Below are 26905 nucleotides of genomic sequence, written 5' to 3'. Positions count from 1 at the left end.
ATGCTTACCAACCTAATGCTTCTTGCTGTTTTTTCACAAGTTCTGCAATACCTTTTTCAGCCATATCGAGCATTGCATTAGACTGCGCGCGAGTAAATGGTTTTTCTTCAGCAGTTCCTTGAATTTCAATAAACTCACCTGCTTGCGTCATCACCACATTTAAGTCAGTTTGGCAATTTGAATCTTCTTCATAGCAAAGATCAAGTAGTACTTCATCTTGGAAAATACCAACTGAAACTGCTGCAACTAAACCTTTTAATGGGTCTTGTTTGATTTTCTTTTTCTCTAAAAGAACATTCATTGCATCAATGAGTGCAACTGCTGCACCTGTAATGGCTGCTGTACGTGTACCACCATCCGCTTGGATTACATCGCAGTCAATTGTAATAGTATTTTCACCAAGCTTTTTCAAATCGACCATTGCTCGTAGGCTACGACCAATTAAACGTTGAATTTCTTGAGTACGACCTGATTGTTTACCACGAGCCGCTTCACGGTCACTACGTGTATGAGTAGAACGTGGCAGCATGCCGTATTCAGCAGTGACCCACCCTTGACCTTTACCTTTTAAAAAACGCGGTACAGAATTATCGATACTTGCAGTACAAAGTACTTTTGTATGACCAAATTCAACCAATACTGAACCTTCCGCATAACGCGTATAATTACGAGTAATTTTAACATCACGTAATTGGTCTAATGCACGTTGGTCAATACGCATAATTTGTCCTAAATTTTGACTGAAAATGAATTGCGCAACATTATAGCAGAAGCGAGTCGGATGGTTTTGTTACATCTTGGTGGTTTTTAAAATTGGCGATATCGTTCATACAATACGTGAACCACAAAATTATAAAATGTTGCTCTTTTTTGAAAGATATCCTGTGATCTAAATCTCTAGTTTATGAGCGTAAAGCCATCATGAACTAGAGATTTTATTAACGGATCATATAAGGACTTAAATAAATTTCTAACCAAGAAATTTTATATCAAAACTATGCTGTAAATAGTTCCGAAACTCTTTGCCGAAGCCTTGTCATTAAAACCTTATATTAGAAATAATAGTTGAGTTTCAATAAATAATTTCTTGGCGTTCCAGGCATTGAACTTGAACGCCAATATTCCTTATCTGCTAAGTTATTTACTGCAACAGTTGCGCCCCAATTCTTGTCTTTATAACCTAAAGCTGCATCTAGACGTGTCCAATCAGGCATTTTGGCTGTATTTTCATCTGACGTATAGTATGAACCCATATACGTTGCACCAATTTCACCATAGAATTTTTCTGTAGGTAAATATCGAACAAAAAGATTCCCCGTATGTTTAGAAACATTACGTAAATCATTATCGACTAACTCAGGCCTAAATTTGTTTTCAGTAATCTTCGCATCTGTATAACCATAACCACCTCGAACATATACTTTCGAGAATGCTTGACCAATGAAACTAAATTCTAAACCTTGTGATTCATTTTCACCGACAATTACATAAGGTGAACTCGTATCATCTGGATCTTCATGCGCTCGTATATTGTGCTTTTGAATATGAAATACTGAAAACTGAGTATTTAGCTTTGAATCTAGCCATTCACTTTTGATACCCACTTCATATTGATCAAGATATTGAGGTTCATCATTAAATGCATTTAAATCCTCAGTTGCCGATACTGCATTGACCCCCATATTCCCACCAAAAGGAACAAAACTTTTACTATATGAAGCATATAAGCTTTGTGCTGGGACAGGTTGCCATACAAAACCAATATTCGGACTTAGTGTTTCATTTTCTACAGTTTTAGATTGACCATAGCTTGATGAACTTTCGAGCTTATTTGTTGTTTTCGCTTCATAGTAATCATATCTTGCCCCTATCATCATTTTAATTTGGTCATTAAAACTGATCAAATCCTGTAGGAACAGACCGTAATTTGTCCCTTCATTATAGTTATGTGAAGTCACTACATGACCACTACCACGATTACTAAATCGATCACCTGTTAACGGATTAACAAAACCATATATTAATGAACCATCTTGATTTTTATTTGACAGTAATGGCTCACGTTGCTCATAAGTCCAATCTGTTCCTACCAGAACATTATGTTTTAACGAACCTGTTGTGAATTCACCCGATATATCCCACGTATTTGCAGTCGTTTTATTTGTGGTTTGTTGCCAATAATAAATTTGATTGATATAACCTTTATAACAGCCCTTATCTTTTGCTGTTGGGGTCTTATCAGCCGCACACATTGACCCTAAATAAAAATGATCAAAGTTCTGTTCTGCTTCACGATGGCTTAAGCCCCAATGAAACTTCCAGCCTGGCGCAAACTCATACTTCACGTCTGTTCTTGCCGTTTTTAAAACATCTTCAACATAGTCTCCGCTTTGTGCAAAGCCCATTTTAATTGAAGTTCCATCAGGCAAGTTTTCATAAGATGGACCACGATCAGGAACACGATTTAAATCGTCATAGGTAAATTCGGTTGTCCACAATAATCTTTCATCATCACTACGATAGGTAAAGCTTGGTGATATCATTTCTTCATTTGAACCAATACCATCACGGAAACTGTTGGTATCTGATTTTTCACCGACTAAACGTACAGCCCAGTTGTCATTTAAGACCTTATTGATATCAACGGTTCCACCTACATTTTCATAAGAACCAGCATATGCACCAATAGTACTTGGTGATTCAAAGTTAGCAAATTTAGTCACCATATTGATGACACCACCACCTCCACTCCGACCATACAAAACGGAAGCAGGTCCTTTTAAGATCTCAATGCGTTCAACATTGGCTGTACTACGTCTTACTTGACCACTTTCACGGACACCATCTCGATAGATATCACCAGTATCTGCACTAAAACCACGTAGCATAATGCCATCGCCACGCATATCGTAAGATGTTGATACACCTGGTGTACCTTGTAACATTACGCTTAAATCATTTGCCCCATAAAGTTTGTATTTTGATACATCAATGGTGTCTACAGTCTGTGGAATATCTTTTTTGTCCAATCCATTTCTTGTGACATTTGCTTGCTTATAGTCAACATATGTTTTTATTGGATCACCTTCCGCCATTGCCTCAATCACAATAGTGGGCAAAGTCGCCGATACTTTCACTTGTTCATTCATTTCTGAATTTGCGAAAGCTGCTGAAGATACAAAAAGATACCCTGTAGAAAACATCATCAGAGCTAAAGTTTTTTTTGCGTAAGGCACAGACACACCAACAGTAAATGATAATATTTCTCAATTATATTATTATTTACAACAAGACCACAATAATATTCATGAAAAAATTCATAATTTATTCACAATTAAACATAACTCTTTAGAAATACAGAATAAATAGTTTTGCATAATATGGAAAGCCCAATGACTTACATTGGACTTTATGAATGAATATTGATCTTTCAACAATAATTTTTATACAATTTTATTTTGTGAGACTAAGCAAAAATTCCTTTCACTTTTTGCAAGGATTGCGTGATTTTAGCTGTCATATTATTTGGCAGAGAATGCTTTGCTAAACGTACCCATACGCTACCAAACTGTTGAAAAAAATTCGCTTCGTTATAGTTAATTTCATATTCAGCACATAATGCTTTAATTTTTGGGGCAACTTCTGCATAACGATTAGCAGGCATATCTGGAAATAAATGATGCTCAATTTGATGGCTCAAATTACCACTTAAAATATGTAGCCATTCTGTTCCTGTAAAATTACTTGAACCGCGAATTTGACGTAAATACCATTCAGCACGCGTTTCATTCTCAGTATTATCCATTTCAAAAGTTTCAGCATCTTCCGTAAAATGACCATTAAAAATTACAGCTGAAGACCATAAACTACGAATGACATTGGCAACCGCATTACCTACAAATACAGGTAAAGCATTCGGCCCTGCAATTACAGGAAAAAATAGATAATCTTTTAAAACCTGACGGCGGACTTTCTTACGGAATTTAGCCGCATCTGCCCAAACTTGTTTCCACGTTTTAGTCTTATAAATTAAAGCATCTTCCAAATGTAGATTTTGAACCCCCACATACCATTCAAAAAATACCATCAACTGAATTGCTAAAGGAATATTAAATAAAAAACGAGGTTCCCATTTTTGTGACTCACTCACTCGAAGTAAACCATAGCCAACATCATGATCTTTGCCAACAATATTGGTATAGGTATGATGCAGATAATTATGGGTATATTTCCAATCATCGCCCGATGACATCGTATCCCAATCATAATTTGCACCGTTTAGACTCGGATCATTGAGCCAATCAAACTGACCATGCATCACGTTATGACCGAGCTCCATATTTTCTACAATTTTAGAAATGCCCAATAAACCTGTTCCGATCACCCAAACAGGTGGAATCCAACCACCAAACATCAACATGCCACGAGATGCAATTTCGCTATACCGAACAAAATTGCGAATTTTATAAATATATTTCGCATCTTGCTCACCTAAGCGATCCATTACTTCACGGCGTATTTGGTCAACACGGCGACCAAATTCTTCAGTTTGTTCAGGACTTAAATGCTTCGACTTACTGCTTGGAAAATTCACTGACATATTCATCTTTTCTACTCCTACACAGTGCATTTTGAGCGACTGTGACTAAATTTTATGTGCAATTTCCCCGAGCTTTAGATTCAATGAATCGAAAACGATTTGATCTTGAAATTGCGTAAAGGATTAAAAATTAAATTTTTATATTACAAATTAATCGTTACTGGACTAATTGCCTGACTAATACACAGCTTTATTTGAGTATTTGATCCATGATCAATTTCGCCTGTCAGCACATTTCTAGTTGAACCACTCACTTTGGTACAGGTGCAAGTATTACAAATTCCCATACGACAACCATGCGTTGGTCTTAAACCTGCTTTTTCTGCACTTTCTAGCAAATTACTTTGTGCTTCAAACTCTTGCTGTGAGCGTAAGAATGTCACAGGCTGCACAGCTAGATTTTCATCAACCGTAATTTTGAAATATTCCTGATGTAATTGATGCTGTAAACCATGTTGCTTATAAATTTGATTCAAACTTTGCATCATTGTACTTGCACCACATGCATACGTTTGGCGTTGCGTAAAATCAGGAATCAATTGTTCTAATAACGCTAAATCTAAGTGCTGTTTCTGCGTTACTGTATTGATGTGATGATATTTCAAAGCCGCACACTGTTGTGCTAACTGCTCAAGTTCCACGTGAAATGCACCATCACGACTAAAGTAAATGAGATCAATCTGATGCCCTTTTTGTATAGCTTGTTGTAACAATGAATAAATTGCAGTAATACCACTACCTGATGCGAGCAATAGCAACGGAGATAAATCAGCTTGCAGTATAAAATTACCTTGCGGTTGAGATAACTCAACAATACTTCCTAAGTCAGCTTGTGTAATAGCTTTAGATACAAGACCTTGCTGTTTAACACCAAGAATAATATCGCCATTACTTAGAAATTTTACTACAGAGTAATTACGCTGTTGGCGCACACCAGCAATTTCTACAGTGACGAGAACACTTTGCCCTGCTTTAAACTGTTGATGTTTAAAATTACGATTCGGACGTAACTGTATTTGATAAAAATCAGTACTTAAACTCCGAATTTTAATAATACTGGCTTTGACCTTTTTCCAAGCCCAAACAGGATTGATTTTTTCAGCGACAAAATCGACAAAATCTTCACGTACCCATTGTGGCTGATACTGCATTTGGCTACTCATAAAACGTTCCTCTTTATGCTTGCTATTTATTGAGTGAACAAATGTTCTTTTAGTGAACACTCGTACACTATAATTTATTTTTATAATTTGAGTCAACAGGTGTGCACTGACATTCATCGCTTAATTTATCATTATTTTTATATCGCTATTTTTGATAGACTCATCACACCACAAAAATACAGGTGTACACATGTCAATACGGGATGAACGCAAACAGCAAAGTCGTCAGGCTTTACTTGATGCGGCTTTGACATTGAGCACTTCAGGTCGTTCATTTTCCAGTATTAGTTTGCGTGAAGTAGCTAGAGAGGTTGGTTTAGTTCCAACGGCGTTTTATCGTCATTTCCAAGATATGGATGAACTTGGCAAAGAGTTAGTTGATCAAGTTGCGCTATATTTAAAAAATGTAGTGCATCAACTTGGGCATGGCTTAGCACAGCCGAATGCTAAAACTCAAACCAGCATGGAACACTTTTTTCATGCGGTTGATGTCTATCCACAACAGTGGATTTTTATGATTGCAGAGCGTTGGGGTGGTTCAGAAGTTGTACGTCATTCCATTGCACGAGAAATTGAGTTTCTCAATGACGATCTTGCTAATGATCTGACGAAATTTGAGATTGTACAAAATTTTGATGATGTTGCTGATTTACGTGGACTCACCAATATTCTCATTAATCTTTCTTTTACTTGGGCAATGTCGTGGATTAGCCTCTGCCGTCAATACAAAGGTATAGAGCTTGAACTACAAAAAATGGTTCTAAAAAAGCAAGCTGTGACGCAAGTTCATTTAATTTTTAAAGGTATTTCCAATTGGGAAGGTCGTAAAGAAGTATAAAAAATAATGTATCACGTCATTTTTCTAATCATTAAATCAAAAAAGCCAATCAAAATTGATTGGCTTTTCGCTATAAGTCTAAGAACTACTTCGACTTACGTTCTAAATTAACTAAATAATCAACTACTTGAGTAACTTTAGCATCTTCACCAGTAACAACATATTTACCATTTACAACCACAGCAGGAACACCTGAAAGTTGGTACTGTTGTGCAAGTTTATTTGACTCAGCCACTTTTGCAGTAATTGGGAAAGAATCATACATACTATTAAATTTTGCTTCAGGTACACCATAATGCGTTAAAAACTGAGAAAACTCTGCTTTTTGTAAAACTTGTTGACCATTTCCATTTGCATGGAAAATTGGTAAATGCGTATTTTTACGCACACCAAGCGCTTCCGTTACATAATATGCACGAGCACCTTGTTCCCAAACTTTATTCATTGCGGCAGGTGTACGCACAAAGTAAATATCTTTTGGCAATTTTTTCAGCCAAGTCTGCATATGTGGTTCTAACTTGATACAGTGAGGACATCCGTACCAAAAAAATTCACGAACTTCGATTTTACCTGGAACCGCAGATTTACCAGGGTTCTGAATCACGGTGTAATCTTTACCTGCAACATAATCTGCTGCCATTGTGTTTGCAGAAAATGCCATAACCATAGCGGCTACACCGCCAAGAATAAATTTTTTCATTACAATTTTTGTCCTCTATGCATCATCTTATATAGCTGTCATTAGCTTATCTGCTAACTATAAAACAAATATGGGAAAATCGTTTTCCTTCTGTGAAGATTTTTATACGATTCATCGCTTTTTTCAGAATTATGGTTACACTAGCACATAAACTTATTTTTGATGAAAACAATTGATTTAGAGGTGACTTGCATGTCGCAACTTAACGTTGATCCACAAGAAATTGCAAAATTTGAAGCCCTTGCGGCACTTTGGTGGGATCAGCAATCTGAGTTTCGTCCACTACATCAAATTAATCCACTACGTTTAAATTGGGTTGATGAACACGTAGGCGGTTTAAGTGGTAAAAAAATTCTCGACGTCGGCTGTGGTGGTGGTATCTTGGCTGAAAGCATGGCGCGTCGTGGTGCAGATGTTTTAGGCATCGACATGGGTGCAGCACCACTCAATGTTGCTCGTTTACATGCAGAACAAGAAAATGTAAATAATATCGAGTATCGCCAAGTTCCTGTAGAGCAACTTGCCGAAGAACAAGCAGGACAATATGACGTTGTGACCTGTATGGAAATGCTTGAACACGTACCGAATCCAGCATCCATCATTCAAGCCTGCCAAAAACTCGTCAAACCAGGTGGTCATGTCTTTTTCTCGACCATTAACCGTAATCCTAAAGCCTATTTACTGGCGATTATTGGTGCAGAATACGTTTTGCGTATGCTAAAAAAAGGTACGCATGATTATCACAAATTTATTAAACCATCAGAACTTGCACATGACATTCGTGGAGCAGGCTTAAAACTCAAAGATATGACAGGTTTACATTTTAACCCACTGACTCAAAACTATTGGTTAGCCCCAAACGTTGATGTCAACTATATGGTCTATACCGTAAACGAAGGTGTGTAATGCAAGCCGTACTTTTTGATCTTGATGGAACCTTAATTGATACTGCTGCTGACTTCATTCGCATTATTCAACAAATGTGTCGTAATGAAGATCGTACTGTTGTCGAAGCCGATCTGATTCGCACCCAAGTATCAGAAGGTGCACGAGCGATGGTGAAATTAGTTTATCCTGAACTAGAAGTGGATGACCCGATTTTTCTTGCACATCGTCAGCGCTTTTTAGATTTATATGGTGCAGATATTGCGGTAAATACAGACCTTTTTGAAGGTATGTATCCCCTACTTGAACAGCTTGAACAAAATAATATTCCTTGGGGAATTGTCACCAATAAACCGCGTGGTTTAAGTGAGTCATTACTCGAAGCACTCAATTTGACGGAGCGTTGTGCAGTTTTAGTTTGCCCTGAAGATGTCAGCAAAACAAAGCCTGATCCTGAACCAATGTATTTAGCAGCAAAGCAGATTAATATCGCGCCTGAACAATGTATCTATGTGGGTGATCATCCACGAGATATTGATGCTGGGCGTCATGCAAATATGTATACCATTTTAGCAGCTTATGGCTATTTACCATTGCAACACAAAGATGATCTTGTTGCATGGCAAGCAGATGCCATCGTAAATAATGTCGTCGAATTACATCAACTCATCGAAAACTTAGTAGATATTCCATCGGCAACAGCGTAATTTAGCATTTTCAAGCATCATAAAAATTACAGGAGGTCACGCATGAAATATTCAGAATATCAACCTCGTCCCGACTTATTGAAAGATAAAATTATTCTGATCACGGGTGCAGGTGATGGAATTGGTCGTGCTGCTGCAATTAGTTATGCCCTACACGGCGCAACGGTGGTTTTGCATGGTCGCACGCTCAATAAGTTAGAAGTGATTTATGATGAAATTGAAGCTCTTGGCGCACCACAACCTGCCATTTTACCGCTACAACTTTCTACCGCTTCTGCAAGAGATTATGAATTATTAGTCGATACACTCGAACAACAATTTGGTCGCTTAGATGGAATTTTGCATAATGCTGGCATCTTAGGTGAACGTGTCCCTTTAGCACAATATCCTGAAGAGGTTTGGGATGATGTCATGGCAGTTAACTTACGCGCACCTTTTGTACTGACGCAAGAACTTCTGCCTTTATTGCAAAAATCTGAAAATGCGTCTGTCGTCTTTGCGAGTTCTGGTGTAGGTCGTGAAGCACGTGCAGAATGGGGTGCATATTCGGTTTCAAAAATTGCCATTGAAGCCGTCAGTCAGATCTTTGCTAAAGAAAATACTTATCCAAACATTCGTTATAACTGCGTTAACCCTGGTGGCACACGAACGGCAATGCGTGCCAAAGCCTATCCACAAGAAGACCCAAAAGTATTACCAACACCTGAAGCTATCATGCCTGCATATTTATATCTCATGGGTGACGACAGCTTGCATATGAATGGGCAGAGTATTGACGCCCAAGATTAAACTCTGATGATTCATTTTTATCTTACCCGATTTTGTTTATGAAATCGGGTTTTTTTAATCGCTTTACCCAATTATTATTAGATTTTTAATCCATTTAACACATTGAATAAAATATTCTATGCTCTACTTATCATTCACAACATACTGAGTTAAGTAGATCCTATGAAAGACCAGAAACATAAAGTTGAAATCATTCGTTCAATTGAGCAATTTCAATTACCTCAACATTTAATCCAAGCTTTAGACAATCCTCACCATGCTAAACAAGTCATTGAAGCCGTAGATTATTTAAATTTAATGCATGAACAGTGGTATTAAGTCAGCGTATTTTCACGTTATATTGCAAAATATTCTCTTTTCATATAAATATTTACAAATTAAAATGAACTACGTCACACCCTAAAGTTCGTGATAAAACACCGTACAGTGAGGTTTTGCAGGAAATACTTTCAAGCGATTTGAAAATATGTTCTTATTATCTCTGTAGTTTTAATCGAATTACTCTTTATTCTTCACAGTTTCTCTGCATTTTGGCAGTACATTAGTCGGGTCAACAAAAATATCATCCACGAGGACATTACATGAAAAAGATAATTGCTATTTTGGCTATTTCTTTCAGTGCGTTAATGACGAGCCATATCGCCATTGCTGGTCCACATTGGGACGATGACCGTGGCTCTGAACGTGGTGGACAAGGTAAAAAATATCGAGATTATCAACAAGATGATAATGATGATGAACTTCGTGAAAAACGCCGTGAGCGTGAAGAACGGGGTGTACGTCGTCTACAGCAACATAAGTGGCAAACAGGTTATGTGATGCCGCAACATTACCGTGGTAATAGTTATAAAGTCGATTATAAAGATACCAATTTACCAAAACCTGCTCGAAATCAACAATGGTACAAAATTAATAATGACTATATTTTAGTTGATTCAGATAGCAACAGTATTATAAATATTCGGGGCATGTAAATTTTTTAAATACATTCAAAACTCAGTCAATGCACTGAGTTTTTTATTTTTATCATTTCATCGAAAGCCTTGTTAGTTACAGATCTCCATAAAGCCTCCATATACTTCACAATTCAACTAAATTTCCCTCACCATTTATCTCTAATCCACACGTAATCTAAAACGATCGAAGGATGCGAACATTTAGGTGAGCGACATGAATAAAGTATTTACAGCAATTACATTTTCTCTTGGTGCACTACTTACAACATCAAGTATGGCAGCCTCATATGATCATGACAGATATCAGAATGACCGTCATGGACAAAATCCAGGTTGGAATTCAGATCGCTATAATGATCGCCACGATCATTACGATAATAAAGATCGTTATAATCAGCAATATGCACGCTACCATTCTCGTGTAAATCCAAGCCGTGAATGGCGTTCAGGTCAAATTTTTCCAAGTCAATTAAATTCGTCACGTTATGCAGTGAGTCATAAGAGCCACCGTGATTTGTATAAACCTGGAAAATATCAACAATGGTATAAAGTGAATGGTGATTATGTTCTAGTCAATGAACGTAGTAATCGTATTATCCGCATCATGGGTTAATGACTGCAATATTGAATAAAATGAAACGACCCCAAAGCCTAAATTTAGTTTAGGCTTTTCATTGTCTCTAATGTTAAGCCGATCAAAACGCCCCTTACAAGCACTCGTTACATCATGTTCGAGTGCTTTTTTTATTTTCACTCTTCTTCTTTCTCATTTTTTGTTTAGAATCTCTATATAGAAATGGGTGATACCGAGGTAAACATGCAAACTGATCTGACTGAACCAACTCAAAGTACGACACAAAACTATGTGCATTGGTTTCGTCATTCTGCACCTTATATCAATGCACATCGTGGCAAAACCTTTGTGCTTATGTTTGGTGGTGAAGCGGTTCAGCATGAAAACTTTCAACATATTATTCATGACATTGCCCTTTTGCACTCACTCGGTATTCGCTTAATTTTAGTTCATGGCGCTCGTCCACAAATTAATGCAAATTTAAAAGCTAAGCACATCGCAAGCCCAATTCATATCAACCGCCGTATCACAACACGCGAATCTCTATCTTGCGTTATGGATGCTGTTGGTTCAATTCGCCTACAAATTGAAGCTTTACTGTCGATGGGACTTGCCAATTCACCGATGTTTGGTGCACGCATTGATGTCGTTTCAGGTAACTTCATTACCGCAAAACCTTATGGCATCCGAGATGGGATCGATTATCAACTTACAGGTGAAGTCCGTACTATTGATACCGAAGCGATTCAACGTCATTTAAACAATCATAATATTGTGGTTCTTGGACCAACAGGATATTCCACTACAGGTGAAGTGTTTAATCTTTTAGCAGAAGAAGTTGCAACACAAACTGCGATTCGACTACAAGCGGAAAAGCTAATTTTTCTCGGTAACCAACAAGGTCTACTCGACGAGTTTGGACAATTACTCCGTGAAATTACACCTCATCAACTCGATCAACACATCACTAAATTTCAAGATTCCAATTATGAAATTGCACTGCATTTACACAATGCCAAAACAGCTTCCTTGAATGGTGTACATCGGGTTCATTTGTTGCCTTATGCTTATGATGGGGCACTCATTGAGGAATTATTCACCCGAGATGGTCACGGGACAATGATTACCGATGCACATTATGAAGATGTGCGTATGGCAAATATTGGTGATGTCGGCGGGCTGATGAACCTACTCCGCCCACTTGAGGAAGAAGGAATCTTGGTCTATCGTTCACGTGAACGCTTAGAAAATGAAATTGAACAATTTGCCGTGATTGAGCGTGATGGTACTGTACTTGCATGTGCTGCTTTATATCCAATTCCAACAACCGATTCTGAGATCAAATCTGCGGAAATTGCCTGTGTTGCTGTTCATCCGAGTTATCGAAAATCGAATCGAGGAACACAAATTTTACATTTCCTTGAAGAAAAAGCACAACAATTGCAGATTCAACAACTCTTTGTTCTTACGACACGTACGGCGCATTGGTTCATCGAACACGGATTTACACCTGCAACAGTCGATGATCTTCCTGAGACACGTCAGGCGCTTTACAATTATCAGCGTAATTCAATGGTTTTTAAAAAAATGATTTAAAGCAAATCTTGTATATAACGGTGCTGTGTTAGCAGAATTTTTGCAAACCTTATTCAATTGTTTAAATTAAATTCTCTTACCGAAGGCAATAGGCAGATGTTTAAACATCTGCCTATTTTTAATTTAAATCCATTATTTCATTTAAATTCAACATAATAAGATAAAAATCAAAAAAAATAATGTTATGTTTTTATTGCACTTTTTAAGATAAATTGTGCACTTTATCTTTTATCTTTTTTCCTGATAAATAATGTTGGAAAAGTTATTTTTTTTGCAATGAAAATCCCGACAGCATAGGTGAATCTTCTCCACTTTGCTGACGGACAATCTTCATGGCTCGCAATACTTCAAAATCTTTACTCAAAATCACTGCACTTAGTTTGGGTATTGCAAGCACGATGCTCCTTTCAGGATGTGACAAAAAACAAGAACAAATCACATTAAATATTGGTTATCAAAAATACGGCTTACTGCCAATTATTAAAGCCCGTGGCGACCTCGATAAAACCTTAAAAGAAAAAGGTGTCAACGTGAAATGGGTTGAATTCCCTGCTGGTCCTCAGCTTCTTGAAGGTTTAAACGTAGGAAGTGTATCTTTTGGTGAAGCGGGTGAAGCACCACCCATTTTTGCACAAGCAGCCAATGCCAATTTGGTTTATGTTGCCAACCAACCGAGTGCCCCACTTGCTGAAGCGCTGGTTGTCCCAAAAAATTCAGCCATCAAATCTGTTCAAGATTTAAAAGGCAAAAAAGTTGTCTTAAACAAAGGTTCAAATGTTCACCATTTATTATTAAAAGTGCTTGAAGCTAACCATTTAACACTCGCTGATATTGATGTGGTTTATCTACCGCCTGCCGATGCCCGTGCTGCCTTTGAAAAAGGTGCTGTAGATGCTTGGGTGATTTGGGATCCCTTCTTTGCCGCAGCTGAACAGCAACTCGGTGCAAAAGTAATTGCCAATGGTCAAAGTGCTGACGGTAAAAAATTAGTCAATAATTATCAATTTTACCTTGCTGATCGTAAATTTGCCGAAAAATACCCTGATATTTTAAAAACAGTAGTGAATGAGCTCAATACGACAACACAGTGGGTTGCACAGCATCAAACAGATGCAGCAAAACTTTTGGAAAAGCCTACGGGTCTGCCACTTGGCGTGTTAAACACCTCAATTCAACGCATGGGCTCTGGTGTTCACCCCATTTCAGATGAGGTTGCCAAAGAGCAACAATATGTTGCTGATGCATTTTATCAGCAAAAACTGATTCCCAATAAAATCAACATTAAGGCAGCAATTTTAGCCAATTAACATTCACCAATTCACTTAATAAAATGGCACTAAAAAGAGGATATAACAATGACTCAACTTGCTTTGCATCACTCATCTTCATGGTTCAAAAAAACAGGGCATGCTCTGACTACGATTATGCTTGGTTGTGCAATGTTGGGCTCATCTTCTGTTTGGGCGGTTGATCCGAGTGTAAAAGAATTACGAATTGGCTTTCAAAAAAGTTCGATTAACTTTGCGATTGCTAAACAACAAAACCTTTATGAAAAAGAATTTCCAAACGCAAAAATTTCTTGGAATGAATTTCCTGCAGGACCGCAAATTTTAGAAGCATTGGCTGTCGGTTCAATAGATGTTGGCGTAACAGGCGATACACCGCCTGTTTATGCACAAGCTGCAAAAAAACCGTTGTTTTACATTGCCTATGAAGCGGCTAAACCGTTGGCATCTGCCATTTTAGTTCCACAAAATTCAAAATTAACTCAGTTAAGCCAACTCAAAGGTAAACGCATTGCTCTACAAAAAGGTTCAAGTGCGCATTACTTATTGGTACAGGCTGTACGTAAAGCAGGCTTACAGTGGTCAGATATTCAACCCATTTGGCTCAGCCCAGCTGATGCTCGAGCAGCCTTTCAAAAAGGTGCTGTTGATGCTTGGGCAATTTGGGATCCATTTTTTGCCTCAGCGCAACTTGAAGATCACGCCAAAATTTTAGCTTCAGGACAGGGGTTAAGCCCAAATTATACATTTTATTTAGCATCCCCTGAATTTGTTAAACAGCATCCTCAAGCAGTCAAAGGCATCATTCAACAACTCAATGTTGCCGATCAATGGGTACAAGCAAATCGTATTGCAACGGCTCAAGCCATTGCAAAAAGCACAGGCTTAAAACCCCAAGTGAGTCAGACGTTTATTGATCGTCGTCCCCGCCCATCGGGTGCTGCGCCACTGTCTGCCAAAGTTATTGCTGACCAACAACAGCTCGCAAATCGCTTTACTGAACTCAAAATTATTCCAAATAGCATCGACATTAAACAAGCTGTTTGGGCAACGAAATAGCATTTAAATATTTTTCTAAGGATGAAAAAAATGAAGATTTTTTGGTTTATTCCCACACATGGTGACAGTCGTTATTTAGGTACAAGCAAAGGTGCACGCCAAGTTGATCATGCCTATATGAAGCAAATTGCGGTTGCTGTCGATAATTTGGGTTATGAAGGTGTACTCATTCCAACAGGGCGTTCTTGCGAAGACCCATGGATCACGGCGGCGAGTCTGATTGATGCGACAAAAAATCTAAAATTCCTTGTCGCATTACGTCCAGGTGTCACTACACCTGCACTTGCAGCACGCATGGCAGCCACATTTGACCGATTATCGAATGGTCGTGTTTTGCTAAATTTAGTGACGGGTGGCGATGAACAAGAACTCAAAGGTGATGGTGTTTATGAAGATCATGCTACACGTTATAAAACCGCAGCCGAATACACCACTATTTGGCGTGAAATCTTAAAACGTTCACATACAGGCGAAAGTTTTACGTTCAATGGTGAACGACTACAAGTCGAAGATGCAAAACTTCTTTACCCACCCATTCAGCAGCCTTACCCACCACTTTGGTTTGGTGGATCTTCAGAAGATGCCATTGAACTCGCAGCAGAACAAGTCGATACCTACCTCACTTGGGGCGAGCCACCTGCATCAGTGAAAGAAAAAATTGCTGTGGTTAAAGCACGTGCTGATGCTAAAGGACGTCAATTAAATTATGGTATTCGTCTGCATGTGATTGTTCGTGAAACAAATGAACAAGCATGGCAAGCAGCTGAAGAGCTTCTGCAATATGTAAATGATGCCACCATTGCAGCGGCACAAGCAAAATTTAAAACGATGGATTCAGTTGGACAACGCCGTATGGCTGAACTACACAATGGCGACCGTAGCAAACTCGAAGTTTCACCGAACCTTTGGGCAGGTGTGGGCTTAGTTCGTGGTGGTGCAGGTACAGCGTTGGTCGGTGATCCACAAACGGTTGCTGACCGTATTCAAGAATATGCTGACCTTGGCATTAGTACTTTTATTTTCTCAGGCTATCCACACTTAGAAGAGTCTATTCGTTTTGCTGAATTGGTCTTCCCACTATTACCAATCGAAACCCGTAAAAAATTAACTCAGCCAAATTTAACCGGACCTTTTGGTGAAATTGTGGCAAATAACTACCTGCCGAATGCAACAAAAAATGAAACAACGCTAGCAAGTGTCGCTCAGCACAAAGATTCGCTGAAGGAGCTTGCATGAATGTCTTAACGCCACCAAATACTCAGCAAAAAAAACCCATGGTTTCACGTGGAACACAGCAACTTTGGCAGCGTTTGCTGCCATGGGTTGTTCCGATCCTACTTGTGACTATTTGGCAAATCGCATCTAAAACAGGATTATTACAAAGTCGTATTTTACCTGCACCTACTGCTGTCCTCTCCGCTTTTTGGACACTACTCGTCAGTGGTGAGTTATGGCAACACGTTAAAGTCAGTGCAGGCCGTGCATTGATGGGGCTTTTTGTCGGTGGAGGCTTAGGGCTAATTCTTGGGCTACTAAATGGTTCATCAAAAATAGCATCAACCTTACTTGATACAACCTTGCAAATGATCCGAAATATTCCGGCTTTAGCACTTATTCCATTGGTGATTTTATGGTTCGGTATTGATGAATCTGCAAAATTATTTCTCGTAGCAATTGGTGTATTTTTCCCTATTTATATCAATACCTATCATGGTATTCGTTCAGTTGATCCACAGTTAATCGAAATGGGAAAAAGCTACGGCTTAACTCGTTGGCAATTATACAAAGAAATTATTTTACCAGGTGCTATGCCTTCAATTTTAGTCGGTTTACGCTTTTCTTTGGGCTTGGTTTGGGTCTTACTTATTGTTGCAGAAACTATTTCAGCTCAAGCAGGCATTGGTTACATGACCATGAATGCACGAGAGTTCTTACAAACCGATATCGTACTCGTTGGTATTTTACTGTATGCCCTACTTGGCAAACTTGCCGATGTATTTGCACAAGCACTCGAAAAATATCTTTTAAGATGGCATCCCGGCTATCAATCATAGGAGTCACAGATCATGACCGATTTAAGTATTAGCCAATATGCCAATGATGCAGCTTCAACAAATGACGCTGTGCAAAAAAAAACAACGAAAATACACGACGACCAAAACCTTCCCTCGTCACAGCAAAATCTTGTCGGTGCAGAGATTCTAATTGAGCAACTGCATAAGTTTTATGGCGATGTTAAAGTCCTCGAAGACTTGGACTTACATATTGGTGCAGGGGAATTTGTTGCAATTGTTGGGCGAAGCGGTTGTGGTAAAAGTACCCTTCTACGTCTAATTGCAGATTTAGAACAACCAAGTTATGGCGAAATTAAATTTAAATCTTTGCAGAATTTTCGTGAAGGTATTACATCCAGTGATATTCGAGTCATGTTTCAAGACCCACGACTGTTACCATGGAAAAATATTCTCAGCAATGCACAGCTTGGCTTGAATAAAACACATTTCCCTAAGGCGATGCAACTGCTTGAAAAAGTCGGTTTAAAAGATAAAGCTTTACTATGGCCATCACAGCTTTCAGGTGGGCAGCGTCAACGTGTTGCGCTTGCTCGTGCTTTATCGCACACCCCTCGTATTTTATTACTTGATGAGCCTTTGGGTGCACTCGATGCCCTCACCCGCTTAGACATGCAAAATCTCATTGAAAAGCTTTGGCTTGAACAGGGTTTTACCACTATTTTAGTCACGCATGATGTCAGTGAAGCAGTTCAGTTGGCAGACCGTATTATTTTGCTCGATAAAGGACGAATTGCTCAACAATTTAATGTCGATTTACCTCGCCCTCGTCAAAAAAATATGGCATTTACTAAACTTGAACAGCAAGTTTTAAATGCTGTTTTGTCTACCTAAAATTTACTCATTCAAGCATTGAATCGATTTTTTATACCGCTCATGCTTTTCGATTTAGTTTGGGTGGTGAAGTCATTAGATATACACAGGGAAAATTATATTTCACACTCCATTTAGAAAATAAATAAAGGGTTGAAATATACCGAAAATGATCCAATAACGCCTTTTATTTGAGGTCGCTCTTACCAAAAAACCTTAATTAAAAAAAATGAAAATATGATTCAAAATATTATTTTTAAACGTATTTTGTGCCCTTATTTTGTGCAACTACACACGAACATCATCGAAATAGATTAAATACATCATTCTTACTATAAATTATTCGATTTTATTTAAAAATAAGCCATTCACTTGTGCACAAATCAGACATTTTACCGTACAATTTAAAGATCATTTTGAAGATATACAGCTGAGATGGAACAAAAAAAGAGTATGCAAAAAAGGCAGCAATTACTTGCCGCCGCATTGGATGTATTTTCACTCTATGGCTTTAATGGTGCGAGCCTCGATGAAATTGCCCAAATTGCAGAAATGCATAAATCCAATATTTTTTATTATTATGAAAATAAAGAAGCATTGTATGTAGAAGTCCTCACGACTGTTATGCAGAAGTGGCTTGCGCCATTGCAAGCACTTGAAGCAGAGCTTGAGCCTGTAGAAGCACTTACGCATTATTTGATGACCAAAATTGAAACAGCAAAAACTCAACCAAAAGCCTCTCGATTATTTGCTTTAGAAGTAATTCAAGGTGCGCCACATATTTTGCCAATCTTAAAAGGTCCACTGAAAAAACTGTTTAAACGCAAAGCTAAAGTCATTTCAAATTGGCAAGAACAAGGTAAAATTTCAGCCGGAATTGATGCTGAATTACTAATTTTAAATATTTGGGGCTTAACGCAAAATTATGCCGATTTCCACACCCAAATTGAAATGGTCACAGGAAAGTCTTTACGTAATAAAAGCATGTATCAACGTATGATTGAACATACCATTCACATGATTTTATACGGTGTGATTCCACGCGATCAAAACCCGCAAACATAAATAGACCTAAAGAATTCTTTAGAATTATTTTTGGCATACGACCATAGTTCTCCTATGGTCGCCGAATTTTGAAAAATACAATCTCAGATACTTTCATATAATTCTAATAATTTCTGAGCCCCTAATAATAAATTCTCTTCCCACTCTAAATGTGCTGTATCCCCTGCACCATCGGTAATATATTTGACAGAAATAAGGCGTACACCTAGTTTTTTACATACTTTTGCCAAAGCATAACCCTCCATATCGACCAAATTACACGATACTTTAGATAAACCAGTTTCAAAGCTATCCCCTGTACCGCATACACCTTGTGTCAACTGCTCAAAATAACGTTCAAATTCAATTTCAGCAGGATAATCTTGATCCATGGGTGTAACTCCCACTTCAAATCCAAGCGGTGATACGTCCATGTCACGTTGTACAAACTGCACTACTTCAACCAACTCATGTGCATTGAAATGTGAACTACCTGCTGTGCCTAGATTGAGTAAAACTTTACAGCCTGTTTGTTGAATGACCTCAAAAGCTTTAAATGCGGCATTGACCTTGCCAATACCACTGTAATGCACCTTAATACCAGCTTGTTCAAATAAGCCTTTCGACTCACTCGGTAGTGCCATAATTAAAGCGAGTTGATCTTTCATACCATACGATCCACAAAATTTTTGCTCATTTAAATGCAAAATGCACCAATCTGCAAATATCGATTGATGCATTTTATAAATAGTGAGCTTCGTCAAATTGACTTTAAACCCAGATACTTAAACCTGCTCACGTTGTAGTAAATTTTGCAAACATGGGGAATGGAATAAATAACCTTGATACATACCACGCAATGTTTTCAGCATCACCATCCCCCATAAAGCAATCAATAAGACCGAAAGTGCTAAACCACAGTTTACGATAAAATTAACCTGCAACTGATGCCCTAAATTAAGGATGGCAAGCGTAAATACACCGAGTGGAAATGTCAGCCCCCACCAACCTAAATTAAACGGTAAACCTGTTTTCACATGACTCAATGTAGTGAGAACAGCAATAGCAAACCACCACACACCAAAGCCAATAAGGATTAAACTACTTGCAATACCTGCATAGTGCAAAAAATCTGCTAAGCCATTTAAATGATAGGCTTGTAAAATATGCGGTGCTTGTGCGCCTAAAACGAGTAATGCCAATGCTCCTGTTCCTATTGGACCAAGTGCCAACCAACTGCTGATCGCAAGTTCTTTACTAGGAAGCTGATGCAAGGCTAAACGCAACAATAAAATCGTCAAAATCGCAAATGCAGGTAACACTGACATGCCCCACAAAATGTAGCTACCAAATAAAATACCTAAAGTGGTCTGTCCCACAGCCAAATGTTGAAGCAATAAACCTCCGCTCGCTGCCGTAACTTCACATGCAACAATCGGTAGTAGCCACATCGCAGTCATGGTTTTTAACTCATGTTTTTGGCGACTAAACATTAAAAATGGAACAAAAACGCTAAGCAGTACCGCCAAGAATACATCGACATACCAAAGCATTTGTGCAATCTGTATAGCAATATCACCATATAACACTACACCAAACTTTAAGAAACCATTGATAATGGTCGCAAGTCCCATGGGAATTGTGCCCAAAAACAATGCCATACTTGAGTGAGTAAAAATTTGTCGTGCTTCATGCGGATAAATGAGCCATCTCAATATATAGAGCACGCTAAATAATGAAAATAAAACTATATTCATTTGCCATAATAAAGTCGCAAATATGTTAATCGACTGTGCGAAAACAGAAAATTCAGCTAAAATCAATGCCACAACACCCGTCCCCATGGTGACAGTGAACCAGTTTGGTGTGAACTGTCGAATTACATCATGTCGTTGTTTAAGTTGATACAAAGGCTTTTTCATCGTCTGAACCTCTTAAGTCGATGTTTATATCTTACAAACATTCCATAATAAATAAAATTGATTAATATTTATTAAATGAATCAATTTAGTTGATATAAAACTCAATAATTCAAAAAATATTTTGAGTAAAAACACAACAACAAGACGAATCTGTGAGAATATAGCAATATATATCCTTTCAAATTTAAGCCTATTTTGAAATCATGAAGCTGTTACGTTTAAATGCTTTAGCCACTGACTTACAATTGCCCGAAACCGCAGTGACGATCGGCAATTTTGACGGTGTCCATTTGGGTCATCAAGCCATGATTTCACAGCTTCAGCAATTTGCTGAACAGCGCCATTTAAAGACAATGGTGATGATTTTTGAGCCACAACCGCTCGAATTTTTTAAAGGTTATGATGCCCCACCTCGAATCAGTTCATTACGTGAAAAAGTAGAATATTTAGCTGAGCTTGGTGTTGATTATGTTGCGATTGCTAAATTTGACAATCAATTCCGTAGTTTAAGCGCAGAAGCATTTGCCGACTTACTCAAAAATAAACTCAATGCACAAAGCCTTATCTTAGGTGACGACTTTCACTTTGGCAAAGACCGTCAGGGCAATAGCGAATTTTTAAAACAATATGGCTTTGATGTCACCAATCTTAAGACTGTTGAGTTTGACGGTGAGCGAGTCAGTTCAACACGCATTCGCCAAGTGTTACAACAAGGTAATTTAAACCTTGCAGCCAAATTACTTGGTCGTCCTTATAGCATGACAGGTCGTGTACAATATGGCGACCAGATTGGTCGTACATTGAATTTCCCAACCATCAATGTACGTATGAACCGTCATAAGCCTTGTTTAAATGGTATTTATGCGGTGGAAGTCGCATGTGAAACTACACCATTGGCAGACAAAGTTCGTGCTGCGCACCCTGAATTACACGGTGTTTCAGGCTATCATGCGCAAACGCTTTTTGGTGCAGGGCATGTCGGCACACGACCAGCTATTAAGCAGGAACATCCAGAGTGGCGATTGGAAGTACATTTCCCCCAAGTTTCTGCTAATCTGTATGGTCTATTAATGCGGGTAACTTTCCTCGACTATTTACATGGCGAGTTAAACTACCCTTCGCTTGAAGCACTTCAAGCAGGAATTGATGATGATGTCGTGAAGCTCCTTGAGTTTCGCCAAAACACCCCCAAATTCCCTTTATAAACTTAACTATTTTTCTTGTAAAACGTGTCAGCAATGATGCTGATAATATTGGATGACAACTTGCATGAGCGATAAGCAAACTACTGAAAATGCAGTAGATTATAAATCTACGCTAAACCTGCCGGGTACTGAATTTGCAATGAAAGCAAATCTTGCAGTACGTGAAGCGAAATGGTTGGAAGAGTGGTATGCCGACAACATTTATCAGCAGATTCGTACATCGCGTATTGGCAAGAAAAAATATGTTCTGCATGACGGTCCTCCTTATGCCAATGGTCAAATCCATTTGGGTCATGCAGTCAATAAAGTCTTAAAAGATATCATTATCAAAAGCCGTATTATGGATGGCTTTGATGCACCATACGTGCCAGGTTGGGACTGTCATGGTTTACCAATCGAACTTAAAGTTGAAGAAAAAGTCGGTAAAGTTGGCGTTAAAGTCGATGCCTCAACTTTCCGTAAAGCCTGCCGTGAATATGCGTATACACAAGTCGAATTACAGAAAAAAGACTTTGTGCGTATGGGTGTGTTTGGCGATTGGGACAATCCATACCTGACAATGAACTTCAAACAAGAAGCTGATATTGTTCGTTCTGTCGGTGAAATTGCCAAAGCAGGTCATATTGAACCGGGTCTAAAACCAGTCAATTGGTGTTTAGATTGTGGTTCGTCATTGGCTGAAGCTGAAGTTGAATATGAAGATAAAAAATCGGATGCGATTGATGTTGGTTTCACTGTCGTTGATCTTGCTGATTTATCTGCACGTTTAGATCTAACCGTCACTGATTCAACTGACATCGTGATTTGGACAACGACGCCTTGGACGCTTCCTGCCAACCAAGCGGTTGCCCTACACGCTGAAATAGAATACCAATTAGTACAAGCAACAGGTGAAAATAAAGTTGCTCAAAACCTTATTCTTGCTAAAGATTTAGTTCAATCTGCAACTGAACGCTATGGTTTTGAAGCATTTGAAGTACTTGCTAATTTTGTCGGTAGCAAACTTGAAAACTTACAATTACAACATCCTTTAATTGCTGAACGCCAAGTGCCTGTGATTTTAGGCGAACACGTTATTGCAACGAGTGGTACAGGTGCTGTGCATACTGCGCCTGGTCATGGTGTGGACGATTATAAAGTTGGCTTAATCTACAACTTAAAAGTGGATAATCCAGTTGGTGGTAACGGTGTATATTTGCCGACTGCGCCAATTTTTGCAGGTGAGCACATTTATAAAGCCAATCCAAAAATTATTGCGACACTGACTGAGTGCAGTAAACTTTGGGCACATGTAGTGATTAAACACAGCTATCCACATTGCTGGCGCCATAAAACACCGATTATTTTCCGTGCAACACCGCAATGGTTCATCAGCATGGATGCACAAGGCTTACGCCAAAAAGCACTCAATGCGATTGAAAATGAAATCAGCTTCGTGCCTGATTGGGGTAAAAACCGAATTCAATCAATGATTGAAGGTCGTCCTGATTGGTGTATTTCACGTCAACGTACTTGGGGTGTGCCAATTCCATTCTTTGTACATAAAGATACGAATGAACTACACCCTCGTACACCTGAATTGATTGAAGAAGTTGCTCAATTGATTGAAAAAGAAGGGATTGATGGTTGGTACAACCGTGACGCAAAAGAGTTCATCGGTGATGATGCTGAATACTACAACGCTATCCGTGACACGCTTGATGTATGGTTCGACTCAGGGACTACACATTACGCAGTATTACGTGAACGTGAAGAACTGACTGATCCTGCTGATTTGTACCTTGAAGGTTCAGATCAACACCGCGGTTGGTTCCAATCATCATTACTTACATCAATTGCAATTAATGAACGTGCGCCTTACAAAGGCTTATTGACTCACGGTTTTGTAGTCGATGAAAAAGGGCGTAAAATGTCGAAATCCATCGGCAATGTGATCACGCCACAAGAAATTATTAAAGATATGGGTGCAGATGGCTTACGTTTCTGGATCGCATCTGCGGATTACCGTTATGAAATGACCGCAGGTAAAGAGATCTTTAACCGTGCGTCAGATGGATACCGTCGTATTCGTAATACCCTTCGTTTCTTGCTTGCGAACTTAAATGGTTTTGAGCCATCAAATGATTGCTTAGCGATTGATGATTTAATTGCACTTGATCAATACATCTTGCAACGTGCAACTGAAGTTCAAAAAACCATTCAACAAGCCTACGAAGAGATGAATTTCCATCTTGTGACCAATGCTTTAACCAATTTCTGTATCAATGACTTAGGTGGTTTCTATTTAGACATCATCAAAGACCGTCAATACACGACTAAAGCAGATTCTCAAGCTCGTCGCTCTGCACAAACTGCGTTGTATCATTTGGTACAAGCTTTTGTCCGTTGGATGGCACCAATCTTGACCTTTACAGCACAAGAGGCTTGGCCACTGATTCCAGGTCAAACTGAAAAGTATGTGTTCACAACAGAATGGTATGATATTCCTGTTGCATCTACAGAAAACGTCGTGACTGAAGCTGAATGGCAAACTTTGATTTCAGTAAAATCTGCAGTAAATAAATTTATCGAAACAGCACGTACAGCAAAAACTGTCGGTTCTAATTTATCTGCAAAAGTTGAACTTTGGGCAAATAAAGAATTGAAAACTGTACTTGACCGTTTAAGCGATGAATTACGTTTCGTTTTGATCACTTCTCAAGTGATCGTCAATACTTTTGATGAAACTCAAGGCGAAGCTTCTGATCTTGACGGTTTACGTGTTCAAGTTTCAGCGGCTGAAGGTGAAAAATGTGCACGTTGTTGGCATGTACTCCCAGATGTAAATACACATCTAGCACACCCAGGTCTTTGTTCTCGTTGTATTATTAACCTTCCTACAGGTCAAGGCGAAGAGAGAAAGTATGCCTAATCCAGAAAATAAAAAGGGATTATTCCAATTCTACCCACACAATTTAGTGTGGGTGGGTTTATCCATTGTCGCAATTATTTTGGATCAATGGACAAAATGGATTGCCACTGAACATCTAATTTATGGTCAGCAAAATCCAGTATTGCCCTTTTTAAATTGGACATTATTACATAACTATGGCGCAGCCTTTAGTTTCTTGTCCGATGCTGGTGGATGGCAACGTTATTTCTTTACAGGTCTTGCAGGTGTTGTTTCCATCATTTTTTTATTTTGGTTAATGCGTATGCCAAAAAAAATGATGGTTCTACCTGTTGCCATTGCTTTAATTTTAGGTGGTGCCGTCGGTAATCTAATTGACCGAGTAAGTTTGGGTTATGTCGTGGATTTTATTCATTTTTACTACAATAACAGCCACTTCCCTGCCTTTAATATTGCAGATAGCGCCATTACCTTAGGTACCATTTTATTACTTATCGATACCTTCTTTTTAGAAAAGCAACGTATCCAGCGTGCGGAAGCGCAAAATGACTGATTTAATTCATCCAAATGAAGAAACCCGTGTTGCAGAAGGCTCTAAAGTTGATCTGCATTTTTCTGTTGCCATTGAAAATGGTGTAGAAATTGATAACACACGCAGCCGTGAAGAACCTGTCAGCCTTGTTATGGGTGATGGTAGTTTACTCGCAGGTTTTGAAAAAGCACTCTTTGGTTTACGTGCCGGTGATCGCCGCACAGTAAGCCTTCCTCCTGAAGATGCTTTCGGTCCATGGAATGCTGAAAATGTACAAAAATTTGATACTGTAAAGTTTGAACAGCGCCCTGTCGAAGGTCACATGATCGAATTTGAAGACAAAGCAAAACAAAGCCTATTTGGTGTGGTGAAAACAGTAGGAGAAGACATTACTGAAGTGGATTTCAACCATCCATTAGCAGGTAAAAATATTACTTTTGAAGTTGAAATTTTCAAAGTGACACCTGCAGGTCAACAAGGTATTAAAATTTTATAAAGTCATTTTAAATGGCTAAATATCTATTAAAAAAGCTCCTTTCGGAGCTTTTTTAATTAAAACAAATCAATACTTTCAATATATTTAAAATCAGACTAATTTAAATCAATGAAATTTCCCTATTCTAAAGATCAATTAGGACTCAAAATGAATATTCAAATTATCGTGGGCAGCATCCGTGAAGGACGTGTTGCAATTAAAGTTGCAAAATGGCTGAAAAAAGAAATTCAAAACCTTGAATTTAGCACAATAAATGTTGAAATTTTAGACTTAAAAGAATGGGATTTACCATTTTTTGCAGGTAAACACTCCCCTGCTAGCGGTATTTATGACCAACCAAAACAACAAGAATGGGCAGATAAAATTGCTTCAGGGGATGCATTTATTTTCATCAGCCCTGAATATAATCAAGGCTACAGCCCTGTACTTAAAAATGCACTTGATTATATTTATAAAGAATGGCATGGAAAACCGTCTTCTTTCATTAGCTATGGTGGTAGCAATGGTACAAGTTCGATTGCACAAATACGCCTTATATGTGCAGGTTTAAGTATGATTGACTCAAATGCCGTGATTCAATTACGAGATATTTTCAGTCGTACCCATGGAGAAAGCTTTGAAGGAAATGAATTTGACAATAAAGCAGTTAAATCTGTGGTCAATAAATTGATTCAATATAGTAATGTCTAAGCACTTTATTATTAATGTAAGCTATAGCCTACAAGTATTGCTGCAACAAACAACTATTCGTACTTCATTATCAATCGTATTCTACTTG

Annotated in this window: 26 protein-coding genes; 19 read left to right on the top strand and 7 right to left on the bottom strand. The window is 38.4% G+C overall.

Translation table 11 applies throughout. The annotated features are described in order from the left end of the window. Positions 1 to 4 precede the first annotated feature (4 nt). The 4 genes from rph to FW754_RS14145 form a co-directional block, all read right to left on the bottom strand. The gene (gene rph, locus FW754_RS14160) at positions 5 to 721 is read right to left on the bottom strand and encodes a ribonuclease PH (protein ID WP_409512204.1); all 717 of its coding nucleotides are present in this window, start codon (positions 719 to 721) and stop codon (positions 5 to 7) included. A gap of 331 nt (positions 722 to 1052) precedes the next feature. Then, positions 1053 to 3206: a TonB-dependent receptor gene (locus tag FW754_RS14155; RefSeq protein ID WP_446325017.1), complete on the bottom strand. Its 2154-nt coding sequence runs from the start codon at positions 3204 to 3206 to the stop codon at positions 1053 to 1055. Positions 3207 to 3466: 260 nt separating this feature from the next. Then, positions 3467 to 4606 (bottom strand): fatty acid desaturase family protein, encoded by a 1140-nt coding sequence (locus FW754_RS14150; protein WP_446324996.1) that lies wholly within the window; start codon positions 4604 to 4606, stop codon positions 3467 to 3469. Positions 4607 to 4743: 137 nt separating this feature from the next. Then, positions 4744 to 5763 (bottom strand): ferredoxin reductase, encoded by a 1020-nt coding sequence (locus tag FW754_RS14145; RefSeq protein WP_446324995.1) that lies wholly within the window; start codon positions 5761 to 5763, stop codon positions 4744 to 4746. A gap of 190 nt (positions 5764 to 5953) precedes the next feature. Here FW754_RS14145 and FW754_RS14140 point away from each other — a divergent pair, with 190 nt between their 5' ends. Continuing rightward, positions 5954 to 6601 (top strand): TetR family transcriptional regulator, encoded by a 648-nt coding sequence (locus FW754_RS14140; RefSeq protein ID WP_446324994.1) that lies wholly within the window; start codon positions 5954 to 5956, stop codon positions 6599 to 6601. An 85-nt stretch (positions 6602 to 6686) separates the two neighbouring features. Here the strand turns inward: FW754_RS14140 and FW754_RS14135 are convergent, their stop codons facing one another. Then, positions 6687 to 7301 (bottom strand): thiol:disulfide interchange protein DsbA/DsbL, encoded by a 615-nt coding sequence (locus tag FW754_RS14135; RefSeq protein WP_419348519.1) that lies wholly within the window; start codon positions 7299 to 7301, stop codon positions 6687 to 6689. Positions 7302 to 7493: 192 nt separating this feature from the next. Between FW754_RS14135 and ubiG the strand changes: the two genes are divergently transcribed. The 13 genes from ubiG to FW754_RS14070 all read left to right on the top strand — a co-directional run bounded on the left by ubiG (position 7494) and on the right by FW754_RS14070 (position 19103). Next, positions 7494 to 8207: a bifunctional 2-polyprenyl-6-hydroxyphenol methylase/3-demethylubiquinol 3-O-methyltransferase UbiG gene (gene ubiG, locus FW754_RS14130; protein ID WP_409512199.1), complete on the top strand. Its 714-nt coding sequence runs from the start codon at positions 7494 to 7496 to the stop codon at positions 8205 to 8207. Further along, positions 8207 to 8893: an HAD family hydrolase gene (locus FW754_RS14125; protein ID WP_446324993.1), complete on the top strand. Its 687-nt coding sequence runs from the start codon at positions 8207 to 8209 to the stop codon at positions 8891 to 8893. The genes ubiG and FW754_RS14125 overlap by 1 nt, the downstream gene beginning before the upstream one ends. A gap of 42 nt (positions 8894 to 8935) precedes the next feature. Next, entirely contained in the window at positions 8936 to 9682 is a 747-nt protein-coding gene (locus FW754_RS14120; protein WP_409512197.1) for a YciK family oxidoreductase, read from the top strand. A 162-nt stretch (positions 9683 to 9844) separates the two neighbouring features. Then, positions 9845 to 10000, top strand: coding sequence for a hypothetical protein (locus FW754_RS14115; RefSeq protein WP_409512196.1), 156 nt, complete (start codon positions 9845 to 9847; stop codon positions 9998 to 10000). 263 nt (positions 10001 to 10263) lie between these two features. Beyond that, positions 10264 to 10656 carry an RcnB family protein gene (locus FW754_RS14110; protein ID WP_419348526.1) on the top strand — a complete coding sequence of 131 codons (393 nt, stop codon included), beginning with the start codon at positions 10264 to 10266 and terminating at the stop codon, positions 10654 to 10656. 196 nt (positions 10657 to 10852) lie between these two features. After that, the gene (locus tag FW754_RS14105; protein ID WP_446324992.1) at positions 10853 to 11251 is read left to right on the top strand and encodes an RcnB family protein; all 399 of its coding nucleotides are present in this window, start codon (positions 10853 to 10855) and stop codon (positions 11249 to 11251) included. A 204-nt stretch (positions 11252 to 11455) separates the two neighbouring features. Next, positions 11456 to 12808 (top strand): amino-acid N-acetyltransferase, encoded by a 1353-nt coding sequence (argA, locus tag FW754_RS14100; protein WP_446324991.1) that lies wholly within the window; start codon positions 11456 to 11458, stop codon positions 12806 to 12808. A 332-nt stretch (positions 12809 to 13140) separates the two neighbouring features. Continuing rightward, on the top strand, positions 13141 to 14115 hold the full coding sequence (locus tag FW754_RS14095) for a sulfonate ABC transporter substrate-binding protein (RefSeq protein WP_446324990.1): 975 nt from the start codon (positions 13141 to 13143) through the stop codon (positions 14113 to 14115). A gap of 48 nt (positions 14116 to 14163) precedes the next feature. Next, a complete protein-coding gene (locus tag FW754_RS14090; RefSeq protein ID WP_446324989.1) occupies positions 14164 to 15153 on the top strand; it encodes a sulfonate ABC transporter substrate-binding protein in 990 nt (329 codons plus the stop codon). A 30-nt stretch (positions 15154 to 15183) separates the two neighbouring features. Next, positions 15184 to 16389, top strand: coding sequence for an FMNH2-dependent alkanesulfonate monooxygenase (ssuD, locus tag FW754_RS14085; protein ID WP_446324988.1), 1206 nt, complete (start codon positions 15184 to 15186; stop codon positions 16387 to 16389). A 38-nt stretch (positions 16390 to 16427) separates the two neighbouring features. Next, the gene (gene ssuC, locus FW754_RS14080; protein WP_446325016.1) at positions 16428 to 17207 is read left to right on the top strand and encodes an aliphatic sulfonate ABC transporter permease SsuC; all 780 of its coding nucleotides are present in this window, start codon (positions 16428 to 16430) and stop codon (positions 17205 to 17207) included. 12 nt (positions 17208 to 17219) lie between these two features. Further along, positions 17220 to 18059 carry an ATP-binding cassette domain-containing protein gene (locus FW754_RS14075; RefSeq protein ID WP_446324987.1) on the top strand — a complete coding sequence of 280 codons (840 nt, stop codon included), beginning with the start codon at positions 17220 to 17222 and terminating at the stop codon, positions 18057 to 18059. A 414-nt stretch (positions 18060 to 18473) separates the two neighbouring features. Continuing rightward, on the top strand, positions 18474 to 19103 hold the full coding sequence (locus FW754_RS14070; RefSeq protein WP_409512187.1) for a TetR family transcriptional regulator C-terminal domain-containing protein: 630 nt from the start codon (positions 18474 to 18476) through the stop codon (positions 19101 to 19103). 83 nt (positions 19104 to 19186) lie between these two features. Here FW754_RS14070 and FW754_RS14065 read toward each other — a convergent pair whose 3' ends face one another. Both FW754_RS14065 and FW754_RS14060 read right to left on the bottom strand, forming a co-directional pair. Continuing rightward, positions 19187 to 19750, bottom strand: coding sequence for a 5'-methylthioadenosine/S-adenosylhomocysteine nucleosidase family protein (locus FW754_RS14065; protein WP_409512186.1), 564 nt, complete (start codon positions 19748 to 19750; stop codon positions 19187 to 19189). Positions 19751 to 19867: 117 nt separating this feature from the next. Further along, complete coding sequence (locus FW754_RS14060) at positions 19868 to 21004, bottom strand: TDT family transporter (protein ID WP_446324986.1); 1137 nt, start codon at positions 21002 to 21004, stop codon at positions 19868 to 19870. A 203-nt stretch (positions 21005 to 21207) separates the two neighbouring features. On the opposite strand from FW754_RS14060, the gene ribF reads away from it, so the two are divergent. The 5 genes from ribF (at position 21208) to FW754_RS14035 (ending at position 26817) form a co-directional block, all read left to right on the top strand. Continuing rightward, the gene (gene ribF / locus FW754_RS14055; protein WP_446324985.1) at positions 21208 to 22209 is read left to right on the top strand and encodes a riboflavin biosynthesis protein RibF; all 1002 of its coding nucleotides are present in this window, start codon (positions 21208 to 21210) and stop codon (positions 22207 to 22209) included. Positions 22210 to 22273: 64 nt separating this feature from the next. Further along, positions 22274 to 25120, top strand: coding sequence for an isoleucine--tRNA ligase (gene ileS, locus FW754_RS14050; RefSeq protein ID WP_446324984.1), 2847 nt, complete (start codon positions 22274 to 22276; stop codon positions 25118 to 25120). After that, positions 25113 to 25652: a signal peptidase II gene (gene lspA / locus FW754_RS14045; RefSeq protein ID WP_446324983.1), complete on the top strand. Its 540-nt coding sequence runs from the start codon at positions 25113 to 25115 to the stop codon at positions 25650 to 25652. Before ileS ends, lspA begins: the two co-directional genes overlap by 8 nt. Next, positions 25645 to 26127 carry an FKBP-type peptidyl-prolyl cis-trans isomerase gene (locus FW754_RS14040; protein ID WP_409512181.1) on the top strand — a complete coding sequence of 161 codons (483 nt, stop codon included), beginning with the start codon at positions 25645 to 25647 and terminating at the stop codon, positions 26125 to 26127. The genes lspA and FW754_RS14040 overlap by 8 nt, the downstream gene beginning before the upstream one ends. A gap of 147 nt (positions 26128 to 26274) precedes the next feature. Beyond that, on the top strand, positions 26275 to 26817 hold the full coding sequence (locus tag FW754_RS14035; protein WP_409512180.1) for an NADPH-dependent FMN reductase: 543 nt from the start codon (positions 26275 to 26277) through the stop codon (positions 26815 to 26817). Positions 26818 to 26905: the final 88 nt, after the last annotated feature.

This window comes from Acinetobacter sp. 1207_04 (genome assembly GCF_052850415.1).
The sequence above is the reverse complement of the archived record's forward strand: the minus strand, read 5'-3'. Positions and strand labels throughout refer to the sequence as shown.

Coding starts and splice junctions, on each gene's coding strand:
- FW754_RS14065 (WP_409512186.1), bottom strand. CDS start 19,750: ATGAAAGATCAACTCGCTTTAATTATGGCACTACCGAGTGAGTCGAAA.
- FW754_RS14150 (WP_446324996.1), bottom strand. CDS start 4,606: ATGAATATGTCAGTGAATTTTCCAAGCAGTAAGTCGAAGCATTTAAGT.
- ribF (WP_446324985.1), top strand. CDS start 21,208: ATGAAGCTGTTACGTTTAAATGCTTTAGCCACTGACTTACAATTGCCC.
- FW754_RS14140 (WP_446324994.1), top strand. CDS start 5,954: ATGTCAATACGGGATGAACGCAAACAGCAAAGTCGTCAGGCTTTACTT.
- FW754_RS14070 (WP_409512187.1), top strand. CDS start 18,474: ATGGAACAAAAAAAGAGTATGCAAAAAAGGCAGCAATTACTTGCCGCC.
- ssuC (WP_446325016.1), top strand. CDS start 16,428: ATGGTTTCACGTGGAACACAGCAACTTTGGCAGCGTTTGCTGCCATGG.
- argA (WP_446324991.1), top strand. CDS start 11,456: ATGCAAACTGATCTGACTGAACCAACTCAAAGTACGACACAAAACTAT.
- FW754_RS14040 (WP_409512181.1), top strand. CDS start 25,645: ATGACTGATTTAATTCATCCAAATGAAGAAACCCGTGTTGCAGAAGGC.
- FW754_RS14145 (WP_446324995.1), bottom strand. CDS start 5,763: ATGAGTAGCCAAATGCAGTATCAGCCACAATGGGTACGTGAAGATTTT.
- lspA (WP_446324983.1), top strand. CDS start 25,113: ATGCCTAATCCAGAAAATAAAAAGGGATTATTCCAATTCTACCCACAC.
- FW754_RS14125 (WP_446324993.1), top strand. CDS start 8,207: ATGCAAGCCGTACTTTTTGATCTTGATGGAACCTTAATTGATACTGCT.
- FW754_RS14060 (WP_446324986.1), bottom strand. CDS start 21,004: ATGAAAAAGCCTTTGTATCAACTTAAACAACGACATGATGTAATTCGA.
- FW754_RS14075 (WP_446324987.1), top strand. CDS start 17,220: ATGACCGATTTAAGTATTAGCCAATATGCCAATGATGCAGCTTCAACA.
- FW754_RS14135 (WP_419348519.1), bottom strand. CDS start 7,301: ATGAAAAAATTTATTCTTGGCGGTGTAGCCGCTATGGTTATGGCATTT.
- ileS (WP_446324984.1), top strand. CDS start 22,274: ATGAGCGATAAGCAAACTACTGAAAATGCAGTAGATTATAAATCTACG.
- FW754_RS14035 (WP_409512180.1), top strand. CDS start 26,275: ATGAATATTCAAATTATCGTGGGCAGCATCCGTGAAGGACGTGTTGCA.
- FW754_RS14115 (WP_409512196.1), top strand. CDS start 9,845: ATGAAAGACCAGAAACATAAAGTTGAAATCATTCGTTCAATTGAGCAA.
- ssuD (WP_446324988.1), top strand. CDS start 15,184: ATGAAGATTTTTTGGTTTATTCCCACACATGGTGACAGTCGTTATTTA.
- FW754_RS14110 (WP_419348526.1), top strand. CDS start 10,264: ATGAAAAAGATAATTGCTATTTTGGCTATTTCTTTCAGTGCGTTAATG.
- FW754_RS14155 (WP_446325017.1), bottom strand. CDS start 3,206: ATGATGTTTTCTACAGGGTATCTTTTTGTATCTTCAGCAGCTTTCGCA.
- FW754_RS14105 (WP_446324992.1), top strand. CDS start 10,853: ATGAATAAAGTATTTACAGCAATTACATTTTCTCTTGGTGCACTACTT.
- FW754_RS14090 (WP_446324989.1), top strand. CDS start 14,164: ATGACTCAACTTGCTTTGCATCACTCATCTTCATGGTTCAAAAAAACA.
- FW754_RS14120 (WP_409512197.1), top strand. CDS start 8,936: ATGAAATATTCAGAATATCAACCTCGTCCCGACTTATTGAAAGATAAA.
- FW754_RS14095 (WP_446324990.1), top strand. CDS start 13,141: ATGGCTCGCAATACTTCAAAATCTTTACTCAAAATCACTGCACTTAGT.
- rph (WP_409512204.1), bottom strand. CDS start 721: ATGCGTATTGACCAACGTGCATTAGACCAATTACGTGATGTTAAAATT.
- ubiG (WP_409512199.1), top strand. CDS start 7,494: ATGTCGCAACTTAACGTTGATCCACAAGAAATTGCAAAATTTGAAGCC.